The organism is Gordonia sp. DT218, assembly GCF_049847105.1.
Classification (GTDB): domain Bacteria; phylum Actinomycetota; class Actinomycetes; order Mycobacteriales; family Mycobacteriaceae; genus Gordonia.
The window spans coordinates 335,003-351,485 of the sequence record NZ_JBNCNS010000003.1 but is presented as its reverse complement, the minus strand read 5'-3'; the positions used below and the strand labels follow the sequence as shown (position 1 = coordinate 351,485).

16 protein-coding genes are annotated in these 16,483 nt (G+C 65.7%); 4 read left to right on the top strand and 12 right to left on the bottom strand.

Going from position 1 to position 16,483, the window contains the following annotated elements:
• The 6 genes from ACPXCG_RS13165 to ACPXCG_RS13140 form a co-directional block, all read right to left on the bottom strand.
• Positions 1 to 99: a potassium-transporting ATPase subunit F gene (locus ACPXCG_RS13165; RefSeq protein ID WP_425792412.1), complete on the bottom strand. Its 99-nt coding sequence runs from the start codon at positions 97 to 99 to the stop codon at positions 1 to 3.
• A 408-nt stretch (positions 100 to 507) separates the two neighbouring features.
• Positions 508 to 909 carry a PPOX class F420-dependent oxidoreductase gene (locus ACPXCG_RS13160; RefSeq protein ID WP_425792411.1) on the bottom strand — a complete coding sequence of 134 codons (402 nt, stop codon included), beginning with the start codon at positions 907 to 909 and terminating at the stop codon, positions 508 to 510.
• A gap of 5 nt (positions 910 to 914) precedes the next feature.
• Complete coding sequence (locus ACPXCG_RS13155) at positions 915 to 1,670, bottom strand: maleate cis-trans isomerase family protein (protein ID WP_425792410.1); 756 nt, start codon at positions 1,668 to 1,670, stop codon at positions 915 to 917.
• 76 nt (positions 1,671 to 1,746) lie between these two features.
• Complete coding sequence (locus ACPXCG_RS13150; RefSeq protein WP_425792409.1) at positions 1,747 to 2,127, bottom strand: PPOX class F420-dependent oxidoreductase; 381 nt, start codon at positions 2,125 to 2,127, stop codon at positions 1,747 to 1,749.
• Positions 2,128 to 2,135: 8 nt separating this feature from the next.
• Positions 2,136 to 2,513, bottom strand: coding sequence for a hypothetical protein (locus ACPXCG_RS13145; RefSeq protein ID WP_425792408.1), 378 nt, complete (start codon positions 2,511 to 2,513; stop codon positions 2,136 to 2,138).
• Positions 2,514 to 2,547: 34 nt separating this feature from the next.
• Positions 2,548 to 3,159, bottom strand: coding sequence for a DNA-3-methyladenine glycosylase I (locus tag ACPXCG_RS13140; RefSeq protein ID WP_425792407.1), 612 nt, complete (start codon positions 3,157 to 3,159; stop codon positions 2,548 to 2,550).
• 142 nt (positions 3,160 to 3,301) lie between these two features.
• On the opposite strand from ACPXCG_RS13140, the gene ACPXCG_RS13135 reads away from it, so the two are divergent.
• Positions 3,302 to 4,936, top strand: coding sequence for a dihydroxyacetone kinase family protein (locus ACPXCG_RS13135; protein ID WP_425792406.1), 1,635 nt, complete (start codon positions 3,302 to 3,304; stop codon positions 4,934 to 4,936).
• A gap of 30 nt (positions 4,937 to 4,966) precedes the next feature.
• On the opposite strand, the gene ACPXCG_RS13130 is transcribed toward ACPXCG_RS13135, so the two are convergent.
• Positions 4,967 to 5,614: a TetR/AcrR family transcriptional regulator gene (locus ACPXCG_RS13130; RefSeq protein ID WP_425792405.1), complete on the bottom strand. Its 648-nt coding sequence runs from the start codon at positions 5,612 to 5,614 to the stop codon at positions 4,967 to 4,969.
• A 143-nt stretch (positions 5,615 to 5,757) separates the two neighbouring features.
• Here ACPXCG_RS13130 and ACPXCG_RS13125 point away from each other — a divergent pair, with 143 nt between their 5' ends.
• Positions 5,758 to 7,302, top strand: a complete 1,545-nt coding sequence (locus tag ACPXCG_RS13125) for an MFS transporter (protein ID WP_425792404.1) — start codon at positions 5,758 to 5,760, stop codon at positions 7,300 to 7,302.
• A 109-nt stretch (positions 7,303 to 7,411) separates the two neighbouring features.
• A complete protein-coding gene (locus ACPXCG_RS13120; protein WP_425792403.1) occupies positions 7,412 to 7,921 on the top strand; it encodes a DinB family protein in 510 nt (169 codons plus the stop codon).
• Between the two features lie 81 nt (positions 7,922 to 8,002).
• Here the strand turns inward: ACPXCG_RS13120 and clpB are convergent, their stop codons facing one another.
• Positions 8,003 to 10,555 (bottom strand): ATP-dependent chaperone ClpB, encoded by a 2,553-nt coding sequence (gene clpB / locus ACPXCG_RS13115; RefSeq protein WP_425792402.1) that lies wholly within the window; start codon positions 10,553 to 10,555, stop codon positions 8,003 to 8,005.
• Positions 10,556 to 10,907: 352 nt separating this feature from the next.
• Between clpB and ACPXCG_RS13110 the strand changes: the two genes are divergently transcribed.
• Positions 10,908 to 11,288 (top strand): serpin family protein, encoded by a 381-nt coding sequence (locus ACPXCG_RS13110; protein WP_425792401.1) that lies wholly within the window; start codon positions 10,908 to 10,910, stop codon positions 11,286 to 11,288.
• Positions 11,289 to 11,316: 28 nt separating this feature from the next.
• Here the strand turns inward: ACPXCG_RS13110 and ACPXCG_RS13105 are convergent, their stop codons facing one another.
• The 4 genes from ACPXCG_RS13105 to ACPXCG_RS13090 all read right to left on the bottom strand — a co-directional run bounded on the left by ACPXCG_RS13105 (position 11,317) and on the right by ACPXCG_RS13090 (position 16,426).
• Positions 11,317 to 11,805 carry an SRPBCC family protein gene (locus tag ACPXCG_RS13105; RefSeq protein ID WP_425792400.1) on the bottom strand — a complete coding sequence of 163 codons (489 nt, stop codon included), beginning with the start codon at positions 11,803 to 11,805 and terminating at the stop codon, positions 11,317 to 11,319.
• A gap of 195 nt (positions 11,806 to 12,000) precedes the next feature.
• Positions 12,001 to 13,548 carry an acyl-CoA carboxylase subunit beta gene (locus tag ACPXCG_RS13100; protein WP_425792821.1) on the bottom strand — a complete coding sequence of 516 codons (1,548 nt, stop codon included), beginning with the start codon at positions 13,546 to 13,548 and terminating at the stop codon, positions 12,001 to 12,003.
• Between the two features lie 439 nt (positions 13,549 to 13,987).
• Positions 13,988 to 14,836: an acyl-CoA thioesterase domain-containing protein gene (locus ACPXCG_RS13095; RefSeq protein ID WP_425792399.1), complete on the bottom strand. Its 849-nt coding sequence runs from the start codon at positions 14,834 to 14,836 to the stop codon at positions 13,988 to 13,990.
• Between the two features lie 51 nt (positions 14,837 to 14,887).
• Positions 14,888 to 16,426, bottom strand: a complete 1,539-nt coding sequence (locus ACPXCG_RS13090; protein ID WP_425792398.1) for a class I adenylate-forming enzyme family protein — start codon at positions 16,424 to 16,426, stop codon at positions 14,888 to 14,890.
• Positions 16,427 to 16,483: the final 57 nt, after the last annotated feature.

Sequence of the window (16,483 nt, the reverse complement as noted above, 5' to 3'; positions counted from 1 at the left end):
TCAGAACCTCTCCGGAACGATGAGCGCCACCAGCAGGTAGATGACGACCGCGGCGGCCAGTACGACGAGGAGTACGTTGATCAGTCCGTCGGCGGTCATCGGCCCGTCCTCGCGTCGATACCGCGGACGGTCATCAGGCACACCACGAATCCTGCAATTGCCGCGAGCAGATACAGCAGATCAGCCACTTCGACTCCGCTTTCCAGTGTCGATGCCACGCAGCAGTTTCTGCGTGGCCCAACTGTCAGAATCGCCCTCGATCGCAAGCGGCGACAGAGCCCTTAACGGAATCCATACGGCGCGCACCAACTTCTTGACGGCGCCCATGCGCACACCCCACGCACCACCCACACCCCCTACGCAACCGCGACGGTTCCCGTCATCCGCGACGGCATTTCGGGGGCGCGGATGACGGGAACCGTCGCGGCTGGGGTGTGAGGGGTGTGAGGGGTGGGTTGGGTGGGGAGAGTTGGGTGGGGAGAGTGGGGTGGGGTTAGGGGGTGGGGGTTAGGGGGTGGGGGTTATGGAGAGGCCGACCGTCCCGCTCTTGCCGCGGCGCAGGAGGCTGCCCTTGACCGTCAGCCACCCGAGAATCCCGTACTTGCCGATGATCAGGCCACGGACCTTCTCGGTGCCGGCGTCGTCGAGGATCTCGGCGGTGCCGCTCACCGGTTCGCCGGTGGTCTTGCGACCGCGTGCATCGCAGGCCTGCACGACGACCCGCGGGTCGCGGCGGATGCGTTTGACCTTCCACGAATCCGTGGCGGTCCACATCGTCAGTCGCTCGCCGTCGATCGCCGCCCACAGTGGCGTGGCCACCGACGTGCCGTCCTTGCGAAAGGTGGTCAGCTGCACGTACTTGGCCTTCGCCGCCTCGCCGAACGGCGTCTCGGAACTCTGATCGGTCACACGGGTCAGGCTACCCGGGCGAACAGCGATTGCCCGTCGTTCACCGACAGCGACTCCGCCGCGACACCCGCCTCGGCCAATGTCGCCCACGCCGTGACCTGATTCGCCGACAACACGGGCTTACCCAGTTCGGCCTCCATCACACCCAGGACGTCGTAGGTCCAGAGATTGGTGCAGGAGACAAAGATCGCGTCGGCGTCGGGGTGATCGGCGGACCTGATGAGATCGCAGGTGACCGCATACGGGATCGTCCAGATCTCGTGATCACGACCGAGCCCGGACTGGGCGACCACGCTGCGCCCGGATTCGGACAGAAAGTCGCACAGCAATCCGGTGAGTGCGGACGTGTACGGGGTCGCGACCGCGATCCGCCCGATCTCCATCACGTCCAGCGCCCGAACCAGCGCCTCGGAAGTGGTCACCGCTGCAGGCGCACCGGCCGCCAGCATGCAGTGGGAGAGTTCCTGCGCACCGGCCATGCCATAGACAAAGCTCCCCGAGGCGCACGCGTAGCCGAACGCCCGCGGTCCCACCGCCAGCACGCTGCGTACCGCTGCGGCGATCTCGGAGTGATTGTTCAGGTCACGGCAGAGGTCGACGTCGACGGGAGCCTCGAGGAAGCCGGTCCTGGTGAAGTACAGCGACACCGAGTCGGGCATCCACCGCCACAGCTCGCGGTCGAGAGCCATGTCGAAGGGACACACCATCCCGATGCCCACCTGCTGTTGCGGTGGGTTACCTGGGAATTCGACCGGCTTCATGAAGGAATGATGGCATATTGTCAGATTGTCGACAATTGGGCCGCAGTGACGTTTGTGTTACGGAACGAGCCGCAGGTCAGGACCCGATTCCGTAGGCGATGACCCGCTCGGGGTGAATCCGGATCAACGCATCGTCCATGCCCGTGCCGGATGATGTGCCACCGACGACCTGCTCGCCGCGCCCACGCATCTCCACCATGCGCACCCGCCATGGTGTGACCGACGCGATGTCGTCGACGACGAAGGCGACGCGGTCGTTGTGCACGAGATTGCGGAACTTCCGACTCCTGGTCAGGTTGTACCCGCCGATGTCGATGGTGCCGAGTTCTCGATTGATCCGGAAGCCGACCGGACTGTTCTGCGGCGCACCGTTCTTGTCGACGGTGGCCAGGCGGCCGAGCCGCTGGGTCCCGAGATACTCGAGGACATCGGCGTTCATCAGTTCGGTGTCGTTCATCGTCGGCCTCATCGGGTCGGCAGGGTGTCGATGATCGGGGTGTTCTGGGCGGCGGCCGGCCACCATCGGCCGTCCCGCTCGACGAGGACGTACATCGCCATCTCCGAGAAGCCTCCGTCGAGCGAATTGCGTCCGATGTGCGCGACGATCACACCGGGGGCGGGTGCGATTGTCTGCACGACCTCGAAATTCGAGGCGGGTGCCACCCTCGCCGGCATCATCTGACGATGGATCGAATTGAGTGGTGAATAGCCCTGCAGGACCTGGCCTTTAGGCGTTCCCCAGAGGATGTCGTCGGCGAGACCGTGCTGCAGGCGGCCCCGCAGTTCTTCCACCACGGCGCCGGTGGAGACTGTCTCGTCGTTCAGGTTCGGTGGCGTGTCCATGTGGCCGACGCTAAGACCTCAAGTCCACTTCAAGTCAAGGATTGCTGGGCGAGGGACGTCGGATCGACGACCGTGCCTGCGCCACCAGTGACCGCGTCGCGCACTCGTGGGCGTGATCGTTGACGATGCCGCTCGCCTGCATCAAAGCGAACATCGTGGTGGGTCCGACGAACTTCCAGCCGCGCTTCTTGAGGTCCTTGGACAACGCGACCGACTCGGGTGATGTGGTCTGGGTATGCGGTTCCGGTTCCGACTCCGGCTCGTAACGCCAGAAGTAGGCCGGCAACGAACCCTCGTGCTCGATGAGTTCACCGGCGCGCCGGGCGTTGTTGATCACGGCCTCAATCTTGCCTCGATGCCGGATGATTCCCGCGTCGCCGAGCAGCCGCGAGATGTCCACGTCGCTGAATCGCGCGACCTTTTCGATGTCGAAACCGGCGAACGCCGCACGGAAGTTCTCCCGCTTGGTCAGGATGGTGCGCCAGCTCAGACCGGCCTGGAATCCCTCCAGCGCAACCCGCTCGAAGAACGCGTCGTCACCGTCGAGCGGAAAACCCCACTCCTCGTCGTGGTAGGCCGTCTCCGGCTCCACGGCGGCCCAGCCGCACCGCGTCACACCGTCGTCGCCGGTGATCACAAACGACATGCGCAACTCCTCGGTTCGGTCGACATCCGCACCCTACCGCCGCTCTCCGACAGTCGCGTCCGTCCGCCGGCCCGTCCCACCGCCGGCCGAGTAGCGGTGACGAAGGAGTCGCGTATCGAGGCCCCCGACCTACCCTGGAGACGTGACCCCGCATGAGTACGTCCTCAACAGCCCGGACACCTTCATCACCGACGCGCTGCGCGGTTTCGTCGCTGCTCACCCGTCGATCGCGTGGCAGCCGGACCCCGGCTTCCTCCACCGACGCGACGTCCCGGAAGAACCCCGGGTCGGGGTGATCTCCGGCGGCGGATCGGGTCACGAGCCGATGCACTCGGGGATGATCGGCGCGGGCATGATCGACGCCGCGTGCCCGGGCCTCGTGTTCACCTCCCCCAACGCCCTGCAGATCGCCGGCGCCACGCGCTGGGCCGACCAAGGCAACGGCGTCCTGCACATCGTGAAGAACTACACCGGCGACGTGATGAACTTCCGGATCGCTCGCCACATGCTGCGCGACGACGTCGCGACCGACCACATCATCGTCGCCGACGACGTGGCCACCGAATCCGAAACGGGTCCGGGCAGACGCGGCACAGGCGCCACCATCATCGTCGAAAAGGTGTGCGGCGCAGCCGCAGCGCGTGGTCACGATCTCGACCACCTTGCCGAGATCGGACAGCGCACCGCCGACAACGCACGCAGCATCGCGGTCGCCTATCGAGCCTGCACAGTGCCCGGCGCCGGCGCGCTCACCTTCGAACTCGAGCCCGACGAGATGGAGTTCGGCGTCGGTATCCACGGTGAAGCCGGTGAGGAACGCACCACCCGGGTGGGTGCGCGCGAATTGGTTTCCCGTATGCTGGAACGAATTTCGGAGTCCTTGGGCCTGCAGAAAGGCGAGCAGGTCATCTGCCTGGTCAACGGACTCGGCTCGGCACACCCGCTGGAACTGTCACTGGTGTTCGGTGAGGTCGCCGCCGAGCTGGATCTCCGCGGCATCGCCGTCGAGCGATCGATGGTCGGAACGTTCGTCACCGCCCTGGACATGACCGGCTTCTCGATCACGCTCGTCCGGCTCGACGACGAGGTCCTGTCGCTGTTCGACGACGAGACCGACGCTCCTGCATGGCCATCGACCATTGCGCGCGGTCGTCCCACGGTCTCCGACATCACGTTCGCCGAACCAGACGACTCCGCCGACGACGGCACGGAATCCGGGTGGCTCTCCGATTTCGTCGGGCGTGTGCTGGACTCGATCGACGATCTGACGGCCCTCGATCAGCAGGCAGGCGACGGCGACTTCGGCACCAACATGAAGGCCGCGCTCGGGCACTTCGATCTGCCACTGCGGGGGACCGATGCCGAGATCCTCACCGCCATCAGCACGTCGTACCTCGTGCGCGCGGGCGGCACGTCCGGCGCCGTGTTCGGCGTGTTGTTCCGTGAACTGGCACAGGCTTTCGGAACAGCGGACCACATCGCGAGCGCTCTACGCGAGGGGACGGCAACGGCGCTTGCCGAGATCAAGGATCTCGGCGGCGCCGACGTCGGTGACAACACGGTGGTTGACGCCCTCAGCCCTGCCGCCAGGGCGCTGTCGGACGAGGAGTCGCTGTCCGCCGTCGCCGACAAGGCCCAGGAGGGCGCCGAATCCACCAGGGACACCACCGCTTCCAAGGGGCGAGCGAGTTACGTCGGTGAGAACGCGCGTGGCGTGGTCGATCCCGGTGCGCTGGTGATCTCGTGGCTCTACCGAGCCGCGGCCGAATCGTCCTGATCTCGCCTACTCGCGCAGGCGGGCACGCGCTCAGACGTTCTTGACGACTTCGCGGAATGTCTCGTAGGTCGCCGCCAGGGTCTCCGCAGCGACTGCCGAATCGGCGAGACCGTCCGCCTGCCCACATCGCCAGGCATCCATCGAGAGGTGCATGAGCGACATGTACACCGCGACCACCACCCGCACCCGGCCGTCCTCGGCGGGCAGTTCCATCCGTTCGGCGACCTTATCGGTGATGTTCCGGAACTTCTTCTCGGCAAGTTCGGTGTTGCGGCCGCTCACCGACGGCGCGCTCTGGATGATCCGGTTCATGGTCTCGAATCGGGTCAGATCGACAGAACCAGTCGGACACTCGCCGCAGAAGATCTGAACCTGCGCGTTGACCAGCGACTCGAAGGGGTTTCCGGTCCGCGGCTGCGCGTCGAGGGATGCGGCCATCGCGGCGATCATGTCCTCGGCCGGCGCCAGGATGACGTCCTCTTTGGTGGCGAAATACCGGTTGAACGTACGCGGCGAGATGTCGGCCGCGTCTGAGATCTGCTCGACAGTAGTCGACTCGAAACCCTGCGTATCGCACAGATCCAGAGCTGCGGCTATCAGCCGGTCGCGCGTCTGCAGCTTCTTGCGTTCGCGAAGACCGGCCTTGAGCTGGCCTGTTCGGGATTCAGCAAGGGTCACGACCAGATTGTAACTCTTCCGGCCAGATATTTCTGCAGTCTGCGCCAATTGACTGATTCAGTATTTTGTCTCTTGACGACTTCTGTCTGACTCTGCCACTATTGCCAGGCACCGATACTTCACCCCTCCGGATCGAGGACCTCTTGACCACATCGGACACTGCTCTATCGCGAGATCTCCCTGACTCCGCACCCACATCCCCGCCTCCGGCACACTCACGTCGCTGGTGGGCGCTGGGCATCATCGCCCTGGCCCAACTGATCGTGGTGCTCGACGCCAGCATCATCACGATCGCCCTACCCTTTGCCCAATCCGACCTGGACATCTCCGATGCCAATCGCCAGTGGGCGCTCACCGCGTACACGCTGATGTTCGGCGGACTCCTGCTGCTGGGCGGCCGGATGGCCGACTACCTGGGGCGTCGGCGGATGTTCCTGATCGGGCTCGCCGGTTTCGCCGCGTCGTCGGCGATGGCCGGATTCGCCTGGGACGGCATGTCATTCTTCGCCGGACGCGCGCTCCAAGGCGTGTTCGCGGCCATGCTCGCGCCCGCGGCGCTGTCGCTGATCACCGTCACCTTCACCGAACATCGCGAGCGGGCCCGCGCCTTTGCGGTCTACGGTGCCGTGTCCGGTGGCGGCGCCGCGATCGGCCTGATCGCCGGCGGCGCTCTCACCGAGTTCTTCTCCTGGCGCTGGACCCTGTTGATCAACACCCCGATCGCGATCGTCGCCGCGATCGGCGGACTGGTCCTGGTGATCCGGGACGTGCCGTCCAAACGGACGGGCCACTACGATCTCCCGGGTGCGGTGACCGTCACCCTGGGGCTCGTCAGCCTCGTCTACGGATTCACCAGAGCAGCTGAATCCGGCTGGGGCGCACCATCGACCATCCTGTTGTTCGCGGCCGCCGCAGCGCTGTTGGTCGCATTCGTGATGATCGAGCTGAGAAGCGCCAGCCCTCTGCTCCCGCTGCGTATCCCGGGTGACCTGAACCGCGGTGGGGCCTATCTGGTGGCGTTCATCGTCCCGACCGCCATGTTCGCGATGTTCTTGTTCTTGAGCTACTACTTCCAGAACACGCTGGGCCACACCCCTCTGCAGGCGGGTGTCCTGTTCCTGCCGTTCCCGGCGGGGATCATCGTCGCGGCCGCAGCGGCCAGCTCGCTGCTCCCCCGGTTCGGGCCGCGGCCGCTGATGATGGCCGGCACTCTGTCCGGCACCCTCGGCTACCTCTACCTGGCGCAACTGGATTCGGACTCGACGTGGCTGACGCACATCCTGCCCAGCGAGCTCCTGATCGCCCTCGGGATGGGCCTGGTGTTCGTCTCCATGCAGTCGGTGGCCTTGCACCGTATCGACGAAAAGGACGCCGGTGTGGCCAGCGCGCTGGTCAACACCTCCCAGCAGGTCGGCGGCTCGGTCGGCGTTGCACTCCTGAGCACGATTGTGGCGCAGGTGTTGTCCAACGACAGCCGCAGTGCCATGGCGCTCGATCCGACCACCCGACAGCCTGTTCCGGTGAACCCGGCGGGCTTCATGTCCGCGAGTATCCACAGCTACGACGTGGCCTTCTATTGCGGCGCCGGGTTCATGTTCCTCGCGTTCCTGGTCGTCACCGGCATGATCCGGATGGGACGACACGAGTTGGGCGACGAAACGCAGAATGCGGCGGTCGTCGCGGCCTGATCGCGGGCACACGCCACTGACGGCGGCCGAGAACCCCTGCACCATGTCGGTGCAGGGGTTCTCGGTGTGACTCGCTCGATGTCATGGCGAGATGCCACCATCGGCGACCATGACGACCAAACGCCCGGTGCCGCCGATGAACGACGACGAACGAACCACGCTGGAGGGTTGGCTGGACTTCTACCGCGCGACGCTCGCACAGAAGTGCGGCGGTCTCGACGACGAGCAACTCCGCACCGCGTCGACCGAGCCGTCGACCTTGACGCTCCTGGGTCTGGTCCAGCACCTGGCGGAGGTGGAACGGAACTGGTTCCGCCGCGTACTGCTCGGGGAGCAGATCGGCCCGATTTATGACAGCAGCTCTCGACCCGTCGGCCATGATGGCGGATTCGAGCTCGCCGAGGAGTCGTCGTACCGCCGCGCCGAAGAGATCAGGCAGAATGAGATCACCCGGGCGCGGGAGAATTGCGCGACCCGAGAATTGTCCGACACCAGTTCATTTGGTGGTGGTGATGTGAGTCTGCGCTGGATCTACACACACATGATCGCCGAGTACGCGCGACATTGCGGCCACGCCGACCTGATCCGCGAACGCATCGACGGGGTGACCGGCGTGTGACGACAGCAATCGTCCCCGAGGGGTGGCACCGAGGGGAATACCCCTCGGGCCGCCCTCTCGGGGACGATCTCGGTCACCAGATCAGCCGAGCACCAACGATTCTCCGTCGGCACCGACGTCCACCGGCACGATGTCACCATCGGTGACGTCGCCCGCCAGCAACGCCTTCGCCAGCCGATCGCCGATCGACTTTTGCACCAGCCGCCGCAACGGACGGGCACCGTAGAGCGGGTCGAAGCCACGCTCGGCCAGCCACTCCTTGGCCTTCGGCGTCACCTGCAGTTCCAGGCGGCGCTGTGCCAGCCGCTTACCGAGCTGCGCCAACTGGATGTCCACGATGGACACGAGCTCTTCCGGGCTCAGCGCGTCGAAGATCACCACGTCGTCGAGCCGATTGATGAACTCCGGCTTGAAGGCTGCGCGGACCGCCGCCATCACCTGGTCCTTGTCGCCACCCGAACCGAGGTTCGAGGTGAGGATGAGGATGGTGTTGCGGAAGTCGACCGTTCGGCCCTGCCCGTCGGTCAGGCGACCTTCGTCGAGGACCTGCAGCAGCACGTCGAAGACGTCCGGGTGGGCCTTCTCGACCTCGTCGAACAGCACCACCGTGTACGGACGTCGCCGCACCGCCTCGGTGAGCTGACCGCCGGACTCGTAGCCGACGTAGCCGGGAGGTGCGCCGACGAGCCGCGCGACGCTGTGCTTCTCGCCGTACTCACTCATGTCGATCCGGACCATCGCACGCTCATCGTCGAACAGGAACTCCGCCAACGCCTTCGCGAGCTCGGTCTTGCCGACACCCGTCGGCCCGAGGAACAGGAAAGACCCCAACGGACGGTTCGGATCGGCGACACCCGCCCTGGCACGACGCACCGCGTCGGAGACTGCCTGCACGGGCGCCTGCTGTCCGATGACCCGTTGTCCGAGTTCGTCTTCCATCCGCAACAGCTTCGCGGTCTCGCCCTCCAGCATGCGGCCGGCGGGGATGCCGGTCCACGCCGACACGACCTGCGCGACGTCGTCGGGCCCGACCTCCTCCTGCAGCATCACGTCCTGGCCGGGGTCGGTGCCGGTCTTCTCCAGCGCCGCCGCGAGTTCCTTCTCGAGGCTCGGAATCTTGCCGTACCGCAGTTCTGCGGCCCGGCCCAGATCGCTGTCGCGCTCGGCCCGATCCGCCTCGCCGCGAAGCCTTTCGAGTTCCTCCTTGGTGTCCCGGACGGCGTCGATGGCGGTCTTCTCCGACTGCCAGCGTGCCGAGAGCTCGTTGAGCTTCTCCTTCTGGTCGGCCAGTTCGCCGCGCAGTTTCTCCAGACGTTCCTTCGACGCCGCGTCGGTCTCCTTCTCCAGGGCGACCTCTTCGACCTCGAGGCGGCGGACGATGCGCTCGACCTCGTCGATCTCGACGGGACGGGAGTCGATCTCCATGCGCAGTCGCGACGCGGCCTCGTCGACGAGGTCGATGGCCTTGTCGGGCAGGAACCGCGAGGTGATGTAGCGGTCGGAGAGCGTGGCGGCCCCCACCAGCGCGGAATCGGTGATGCGCACGCCGTGGTGCACCTCGTAGCGGTCCTTGAGTCCACGCAGGATGCCGATGGTGTCCTCGACCGTCGGCTCCCCCACGTACACCTGCTGGAATCGCCGCTCCAGAGCGGCGTCCTTCTCGATGTACTGGCGGTACTCCTCCAGCGTGGTGGCGCCGACCATCCGCAGCTCACCGCGGGCGAGCATCGGCTTGATCATGTTGCCGGCGTCCATCGCGGAGTCGCCGGTCGCGCCTGCGCCCACGATGGTGTGCAACTCGTCGATGAAGGTGATGACCTGACCGGCCGATCCCTTGATCTCCTCGAGGACGGCCTTGAGCCGCTCCTCGAACTCGCCGCGATACTTGGCGCCGGCCACCATCGAGCCCATGTCGAGGGAGACGACCGTCTTGTTCCGTAGCGATTCCGGGACGTCGCCCGCGATGATCCGCTGGGCCAGGCCCTCGACGATCGCCGTCTTGCCGACGCCGGGCTCACCGATCAGCACCGGGTTGTTCTTGGTGCGGCGCGAGAGCACCTGCACCACACGGCGGATCTCGGTGTCACGACCGATGACCGGGTCGAGTTTGCCCTCACGCGCAGCCGCCGTCAGGTCGGTGGAGTACTTCTCCAGCGCCTGATAGGTCTGCTCGGGGTCGGGCGTGGTGACACGAGCATTGCCGCGCACGGCGACGAACGCCTCCTGCAAGGCCTGCGGCGTCGCGCCCGCGTTGGCCAGCAACTTGGCGGTGTCGGAGTCGCCGGTGGCCAGGCCGACGAGGATGTGCTCAGTCGAGACGTATTCGTCGCTGAGCTCACCGGCGAGCTGCTGAGCTGCAGTGATGGCCGCGATCGACTCGCGGGAGAGTTGCGGCTGCGCGCTCGCACTGGCCACCGTCGGCGCCCGATCCACCAGCCCCTGGGCCTGCGCACGAACGGTCGACGGATCCACGCCGACCGCTTTGAGCAGAGGTGTGGCGATGCCGTCGGACTGATCGAGCAGGGCCACCAGGATGTGTGCGGGACGTACGTCGGAATTACCGGCAGCGGCCGCCGCCTGCAGGGCAGTGCTCAGCGCAGCCTGTGTCTTGGTGGTCGGGTTGAAGCTGTCCACTCGCGTACCTTTCTCTCTTTAGTCCAATAGGCTCAAGTATGAGCCATACGGGAGAGAGAACGCCAGCAGAGTTGAGTGTATTCCGCTCAACTCTGGTCGACACATCGTCGATTTTCCGCTCGGACTGGCGGCACAGGCGGTAGACGAATCGACGGTCGGGACCGCCGGTTCGTCTGATCACCCGTCGGTTCGTCCTATGACAATGCCGTGGCCGACAGATGTGCCGAGGGCTTCACAGACTGTCCGCGAACCGTTTGATGTCGGCAATGGTCGCGTCATGCGCCTCGCGGACCGACGTCGGGAAGATGGTCTCGGCAGCATGGGTGAGGCCCAGGTTCACACGCAGCTAAGCGTGAAGTTACCGTCTTTCGAGATCACCACCCACCACGACCTACTTGCCCAACGGGGCCTTTTCGGGTTGCGGACGTTGACCGACCCCGACACCTCGCACCTGCCGTTGCTGAACCCGGTCCCGCCGTACGTCTCGCAGGGTGTACAGAACGTGTTGGCTCGGTTCTTTGCCGAAGGCTTCGAAGCAGCCGCGGTCACCGACTTCGGTCTGATAGCCAGCGGCGCACCACTCCCGGAGCGGTACCGCGTCAAGGCCGTTCAGGTCACCTTCGACCGTCCGTTCGGCTTCCTCGCAGTACATCGACCCACCGGTCTCGCCGTCGTCGCAGGATGGGTGAGCAGCCCGTTCCATTCGACCCACTCAGGAGAAAAGATGAGGTAACCAGCGGCGTACGGGCGAAAACCGCTCGTCACGCCCCGGATCTCGCCACCGCGATCTCCGCGAGATGCTGCAACGAATTGGTGAGGTGCTCGGGACCGAAGGGCGGGAATTGGATGTACTCACGAATGGACTCCGGCACTGCCGACCAGTCGTAGGTGAGGGTGACGTCGGTCTGCGACGAGCTGTTCGCCAACAGGTCGTACCGCCAGGTCCAGCCGCCGAACTCCAGACCGCCGTCCTTCTCCTGGCCCGGTTGCCAACCGATGGCGCGTGGCGGGTCCAGCACCTCGACCTGGTTGGTCATCTGATAGTTCCCATCCGCATAGTCCGGGTTCGGGTGGTACATGTCGACCCGAAATGTCTGCCCCACCACGGTCAGCGGCGCCGGATCGACGGCTTCGCGCACCCAGCCGGTGCCGTCGATCGCGGCGTGGGTGTTCGGATCGGCCAGCACCGCGAACACGGTCGCGGCGGGCGCGTCGACAGTCACGGTGGCGGTCACGTTCTCTCGGTCCATAAACGGCTCACTCCTCTGTAATTCACCTCGGGTCTCCCGTCGGCGGAACCGGCGTTCCAGTCAGACTGACCGCACAGCACAGCCGAAGTCATCGGTCATCCTCACCGCCGCCCGCTGGGCTTCACCCGCCGCCTGGTCGAACGGTCATCTGCTCACGCGGAACCGAGGCCGAGTCTCTACCCACGGCTCAATGACCTAGAGCGGCATGAGGAGATGCTTGCGGGTGTCCCGGGGGCCGTCTTTGTCGGCGAGCATCGCCAGCGCTTTCCTCAATTCGAGCCTGGTCTGCGACGGCTCGATCACCGCATCGATGTAGCCTCGCTCGGCAGCCACCCAGGGGGTCGCGACGGTCGTGTCATAGAGGTCGACCATCTGCTGCCGAACGGCAGCTCGATCCTCCTCGGGAACCGCGGCGAGTTGACGGCGTTGGGTCAGGCCGACGGCGGCTTCGCCACCCATCACGGCGATACGGGCGGTCGGCCAGGCAAGGTTGATGTCCGCGCCGAGTTGCTTGGACCCCATCACCGCATAACCGCCACCAAATGCCTTGCGCACGACGATTGTCGCAATCGGCACAGTCGCTTCCACGACAGCGTAGAAGAAACGGCCGCCACGCTTGATGACCCCGATCCGCTCCTCTTCGACGCCCGGCAGCACCCCGGGCGTATCGACCACGAAGATCAACGGCAGTCCGAACGCGTTGCACAGACGGATGAAATGGGCGGCCTTGTCCGACGCGCGTGCATCGATGGCACCGGCCGCCACCATCGGCTGATTCGCGACCACACCCACACTGCGGCCATCCACGCGAGCGAATGCCGTGATCATGTTGTTGGCCACGCCTTCGCTGATCTCGTGCAGGTCCCCGTCGTCGAACAGTCGCAGCAAGATGTCGAACATGTCGTACCCGACGTGGTGCTCGTCGGGAACCATACTGTCCAGTTCCCGGTCAGAATCGGTGATCTCGGGTTCCAAGCCGGGGTTGACCAGCGGTGCCCGCTCGAAGCAACTCGACGGCATGAATCTCAGATACGCTCGCGCCCAGTCGAACGCGGCCTGCTCGGTCTCGGCAACATGATGAATGTTGCCGTTCTGCGCCTGATTGAAGGCGCCGCCGAGCTCGTCGAGAGTGACTTCTTCGCCCGTCGTCTCCCGGATCACGTCCGGACCGGTGACAAACATGTGCGACGACTTGGTCGCTATCAGCACGTCGGTGTTGATCGGCGAATACACAGCTCCGGCAGCACATTTGCCCAGCATCACCGAGATCTGTGGCACGAGGCCCGATAGGTTGTGCTGCTTTCGACTCACCCACGCGTACCAGGCCAATGACGTCACAGCGTCCTGGATGCGTGCGCCGCCCGAGTCGTTGATGGCGACGAACGGGCACCCGATCGCCGCTGCCGACTCCATGGCCTTCGCGACCTTCCGCCCGAACATCTCGCCAACCGAACCGCCGAAAACAGTTTGGTCATGCGCGATCACCACCACCGGACGGCCATCGACCGTGGCGTGGCCGGTGACCACGCCGTCGCCATACAGGGCGTCCAGGGCCCCGGGTTGCTTGACGAGCGCCCCGATCTCGACAAAGCTTCCGGAATCCACCAGCATCGCGATCCGTTCTCGCGGACTCGGAATCCCCTTCGCCCGGCGCTTCGCGATGCCGGCGTCGCCTGCCGGTTCACGCGCGTCTTCCAGTTTCTTGTACAGATCCGCAAGCTTGTCAGCAGTTGTGCTCGCCACCAGCCCCCCTAGTTCGGTATCGCCGAAATCCCCTACGCCAGTGCGGTCGGCAATGGCCACCGAGGTCCACCTCAACAGTCGTGTGAGACAACCCGCCGGAGAAGTTATTTCGATCTACACATCGACAAACGCGCCGCCCCACCACGATGCGCACCACCCCCAGCGCGCCCTTACCAGCCGGTAACCTACGGACGCGTAACGCCACACTATGATATGGACCGCCCGCTGTCCAGAGGCTGAATCGGCGGCTCGGGCCGCATACGCCCAGGCACCCACCTCGTCGGCGTTATCCCGCAGGCCGCCGAGCAGTTGGCCGCATGCATCGGCCGCAGGGATGCACCGCCGCCTCCCATCACGCCCCGGACGGCGCGCCTGCGATTTCGGTCTGCGACTGTCTGTCGAACCCGTCGGTCGTCCACGACCTGACGGGACCGACACCTCACGGTGGCGTCGGGTCACCCTCGTCATCGCCTCTGTTGTCCCACCCGTGCTCTTCGGCCAGACTCGCCAGATCGAGCTGCCGGCGAACATTCGACAGCGCGGACACCGTCGCGATGCCGAAGGCGCCGTCGCGATCGAACAGGTACGCACTTCCGACCGCGACTCCCTGGCCCATCAACTGGTCGATGGCCAGCAGACCGAAGTCGGCGCTGTGCGGCATACGGGACAGCGCGACGGTGAGATCGGAGTTGATGAACCCGACGCCCTCGGAGCCCCAGTTGCACACCATGCTGGTGTTCTCGGCGACCATGGCGGCCCGCACGAATCCCGACGACTCCTCCCCCTCGATCAGCCGTCCCTGGTCCTGCCAGACACTCTTGCGCAGCGCATTCTGGTTGCTGAGGTAGTCGGTGGACCAGTCCTGTTCGCCACTACGGAACAGTGGGACGTCCCCGCCGTCGCGGGCGGTGCGGTCGGGCGGAGTCAGCAATTCGTCGACCGGGGCATGCCAGGTCTCGCCCCGCGGATCGTCGGCTGCGGCGGCGATCACCGCCGCGGCCCGCGCCCGCGGCTTACCGTCCTGCACGATCTCCGCGTCCACCACCACGATGCGGGAACCCTTCCGCATGACCTCGGTGTCCACGGTGAACGGTTGCTTGAGGACCGGGCTGAACATGTCCACCGTCAGCCGGATGGGGATGAAGTCGGGTGGCACATGTCGTTCCAACGCCCGCGCGAACGCGCCACACACCACCGGCCCGCTGATCTGTTTCTCCGACCACGGGCTGCCGGCCCACTTCGTGGGGGTCAGGGTCTCGCCATCGGTGCTGGTGAAGTATGTCGGCATCCACTGTGTCTATCACCTGAGGCCGGCATACCGCGCGAACCGGTGCGATCCCTACCGCAGCGGGTCGCCCCACTGCACCTGCTCGCGAATCTTCTTCTTCAAGAGTTTTCCACCGGCATTGCGCGGCAACGTTTCTCCGGACACCACCGCGAACTGCGGGATCTTGAAGTCGGCAAGGTTCTCTCGGCAGTGCGCCATAATGGCCTCCAGGTCGAGTTCACCCGACTCGGAAACCAGTATGGCGCCGACCTTCTCGCCCATCACGTCGTCGGGCACCGGGACCACCGCGGCATCGACCACACCGGGCGCCGAGAGGAGCACGGCCTCGACCTCGATACTCGACACGTTCTCACCACCGCGATTGATGATGTCCTTGATCCGGTCGACGATGTGCACGCGTCCGGCGTCGTCCACGCGGACCACGTCTCCGGTGTGCAGCCAGCCGTCGACGATCGTCTCGGCGTCGGCGTCGGGGCGCTCCCAGTAGCCGGTCGCGACGTTCGCTCCCCGCACGACGAGTTCGCCGATCGTCGGGTCGTCGGAAATCGGCACGATGCCGATGTCCACCGACGGCACCGCGTAGCCGACCGAGTCGGCATGCTCGACGGCATCCTGGTCAGGCAAAACCGTGACCAGGGAAGCTGTTTCGGTCATTCCGTAGCCATTCATGACGGTGGCCTCGCTGAACCCCGCCTGGATCTCCTGCACCGTCGACGGCGCGATCGGCGCACCGCCGTAACCGACCACGCGGACACCGGAAACCTTTGCGTCCGCGAAGGCCGGGTGGCGGAGCAGGAGCGCGTACACCGCCGGCACGGTGACCATGTAACCGATCTTCTCGGCGACGAGCACATCCACCAGGGCGGCGACGTCGAGCTGCGGCATGATCACCGCCGTACCGCCGACGTAGGTGGCCACCAGGAGCTGCGAGTTGCAGCCGGTCACGTGGAACAGCGGGACCGAGATCAGGGTCCGATAGTCCGCGCCCGCCTCGCGGGAGAGACCGGAACAGCGAATCATGTTCTCGGCGTTGGCAATAAAGGCTTCGTGTGTGGTGGGCACGCCCTTGGGGCGGCCGGTGGTGCCCGACGTGTAGAACAGCGCCGCGACGTCGCCGGCCGTCGCTGCATCGATGACGTACGGTTCGCCATCCGGAAGCGGAGTGCCCGGAGCCAGGTCCAGGGTGACTCCGGCGTTCTCGAGGACGAACGCCACCTCGGGCTCGGCCGATCGGGTGTTCACCGCGACGGCGATTCCACCTGACAGCACGGTGCCCCAGAAGGCGAGTACCCAGTCCACGCCCGCCGCGTAGCGGACCGCGACACGATCCCCGTTTGCCACGCCCTGGGCCTGCAGCCCACCCGCGACGCGCGCGGCCGCGTCCCACAGCTCTGCGTAGGTGAGTCGGCGACCACCGAGTTCGACCACGGCCTCGACATCGGGCTGCGCGGCGGCCCGGTCGCGGAGGATGTCGATGAGCGTTGCCGGGACGGCAGCGTATCGCAAGATCCCGGTGGCGTCCCGCACCACCCCGTCCTGGCCGAACGGGTTGTGGTCGCGGCTGATCTCGATGACGGCGTTGTCGGTCATCACCTGTTTGTACTCCGCACCGTTCGCACCAGGCCGGGTGTCGGCCAAATACCCAGG

Excerpts from the sequence above, each read along its gene's own strand:
- ACPXCG_RS13165 (WP_425792412.1), bottom strand. The coding sequence starts at position 99 with ATGACCGCCGACGGACTGATCAACGTACTCCTCGTCGTACTGGCCGCC.
- ACPXCG_RS13155 (WP_425792410.1), bottom strand. The coding sequence starts at position 1,670 with ATGAAGCCGGTCGAATTCCCAGGTAACCCACCGCAACAGCAGGTGGGC.
- ACPXCG_RS13150 (WP_425792409.1), bottom strand. The coding sequence starts at position 2,127 with ATGAACGACACCGAACTGATGAACGCCGATGTCCTCGAGTATCTCGGG.
- ACPXCG_RS13145 (WP_425792408.1), bottom strand. The coding sequence starts at position 2,513 with ATGGACACGCCACCGAACCTGAACGACGAGACAGTCTCCACCGGCGCC.
- ACPXCG_RS13140 (WP_425792407.1), bottom strand. The coding sequence starts at position 3,159 with ATGTCGTTTGTGATCACCGGCGACGACGGTGTGACGCGGTGCGGCTGG.
- ACPXCG_RS13120 (WP_425792403.1), top strand. The coding sequence starts at position 7,412 with ATGACGACCAAACGCCCGGTGCCGCCGATGAACGACGACGAACGAACC.
- ACPXCG_RS13105 (WP_425792400.1), bottom strand. The coding sequence starts at position 11,805 with ATGGACCGAGAGAACGTGACCGCCACCGTGACTGTCGACGCGCCCGCC.
- ACPXCG_RS13095 (WP_425792399.1), bottom strand. The coding sequence starts at position 14,836 with ATGCCGACATACTTCACCAGCACCGATGGCGAGACCCTGACCCCCACG.
- ACPXCG_RS13090 (WP_425792398.1), bottom strand. The coding sequence starts at position 16,426 with ATGACCGACAACGCCGTCATCGAGATCAGCCGCGACCACAACCCGTTC.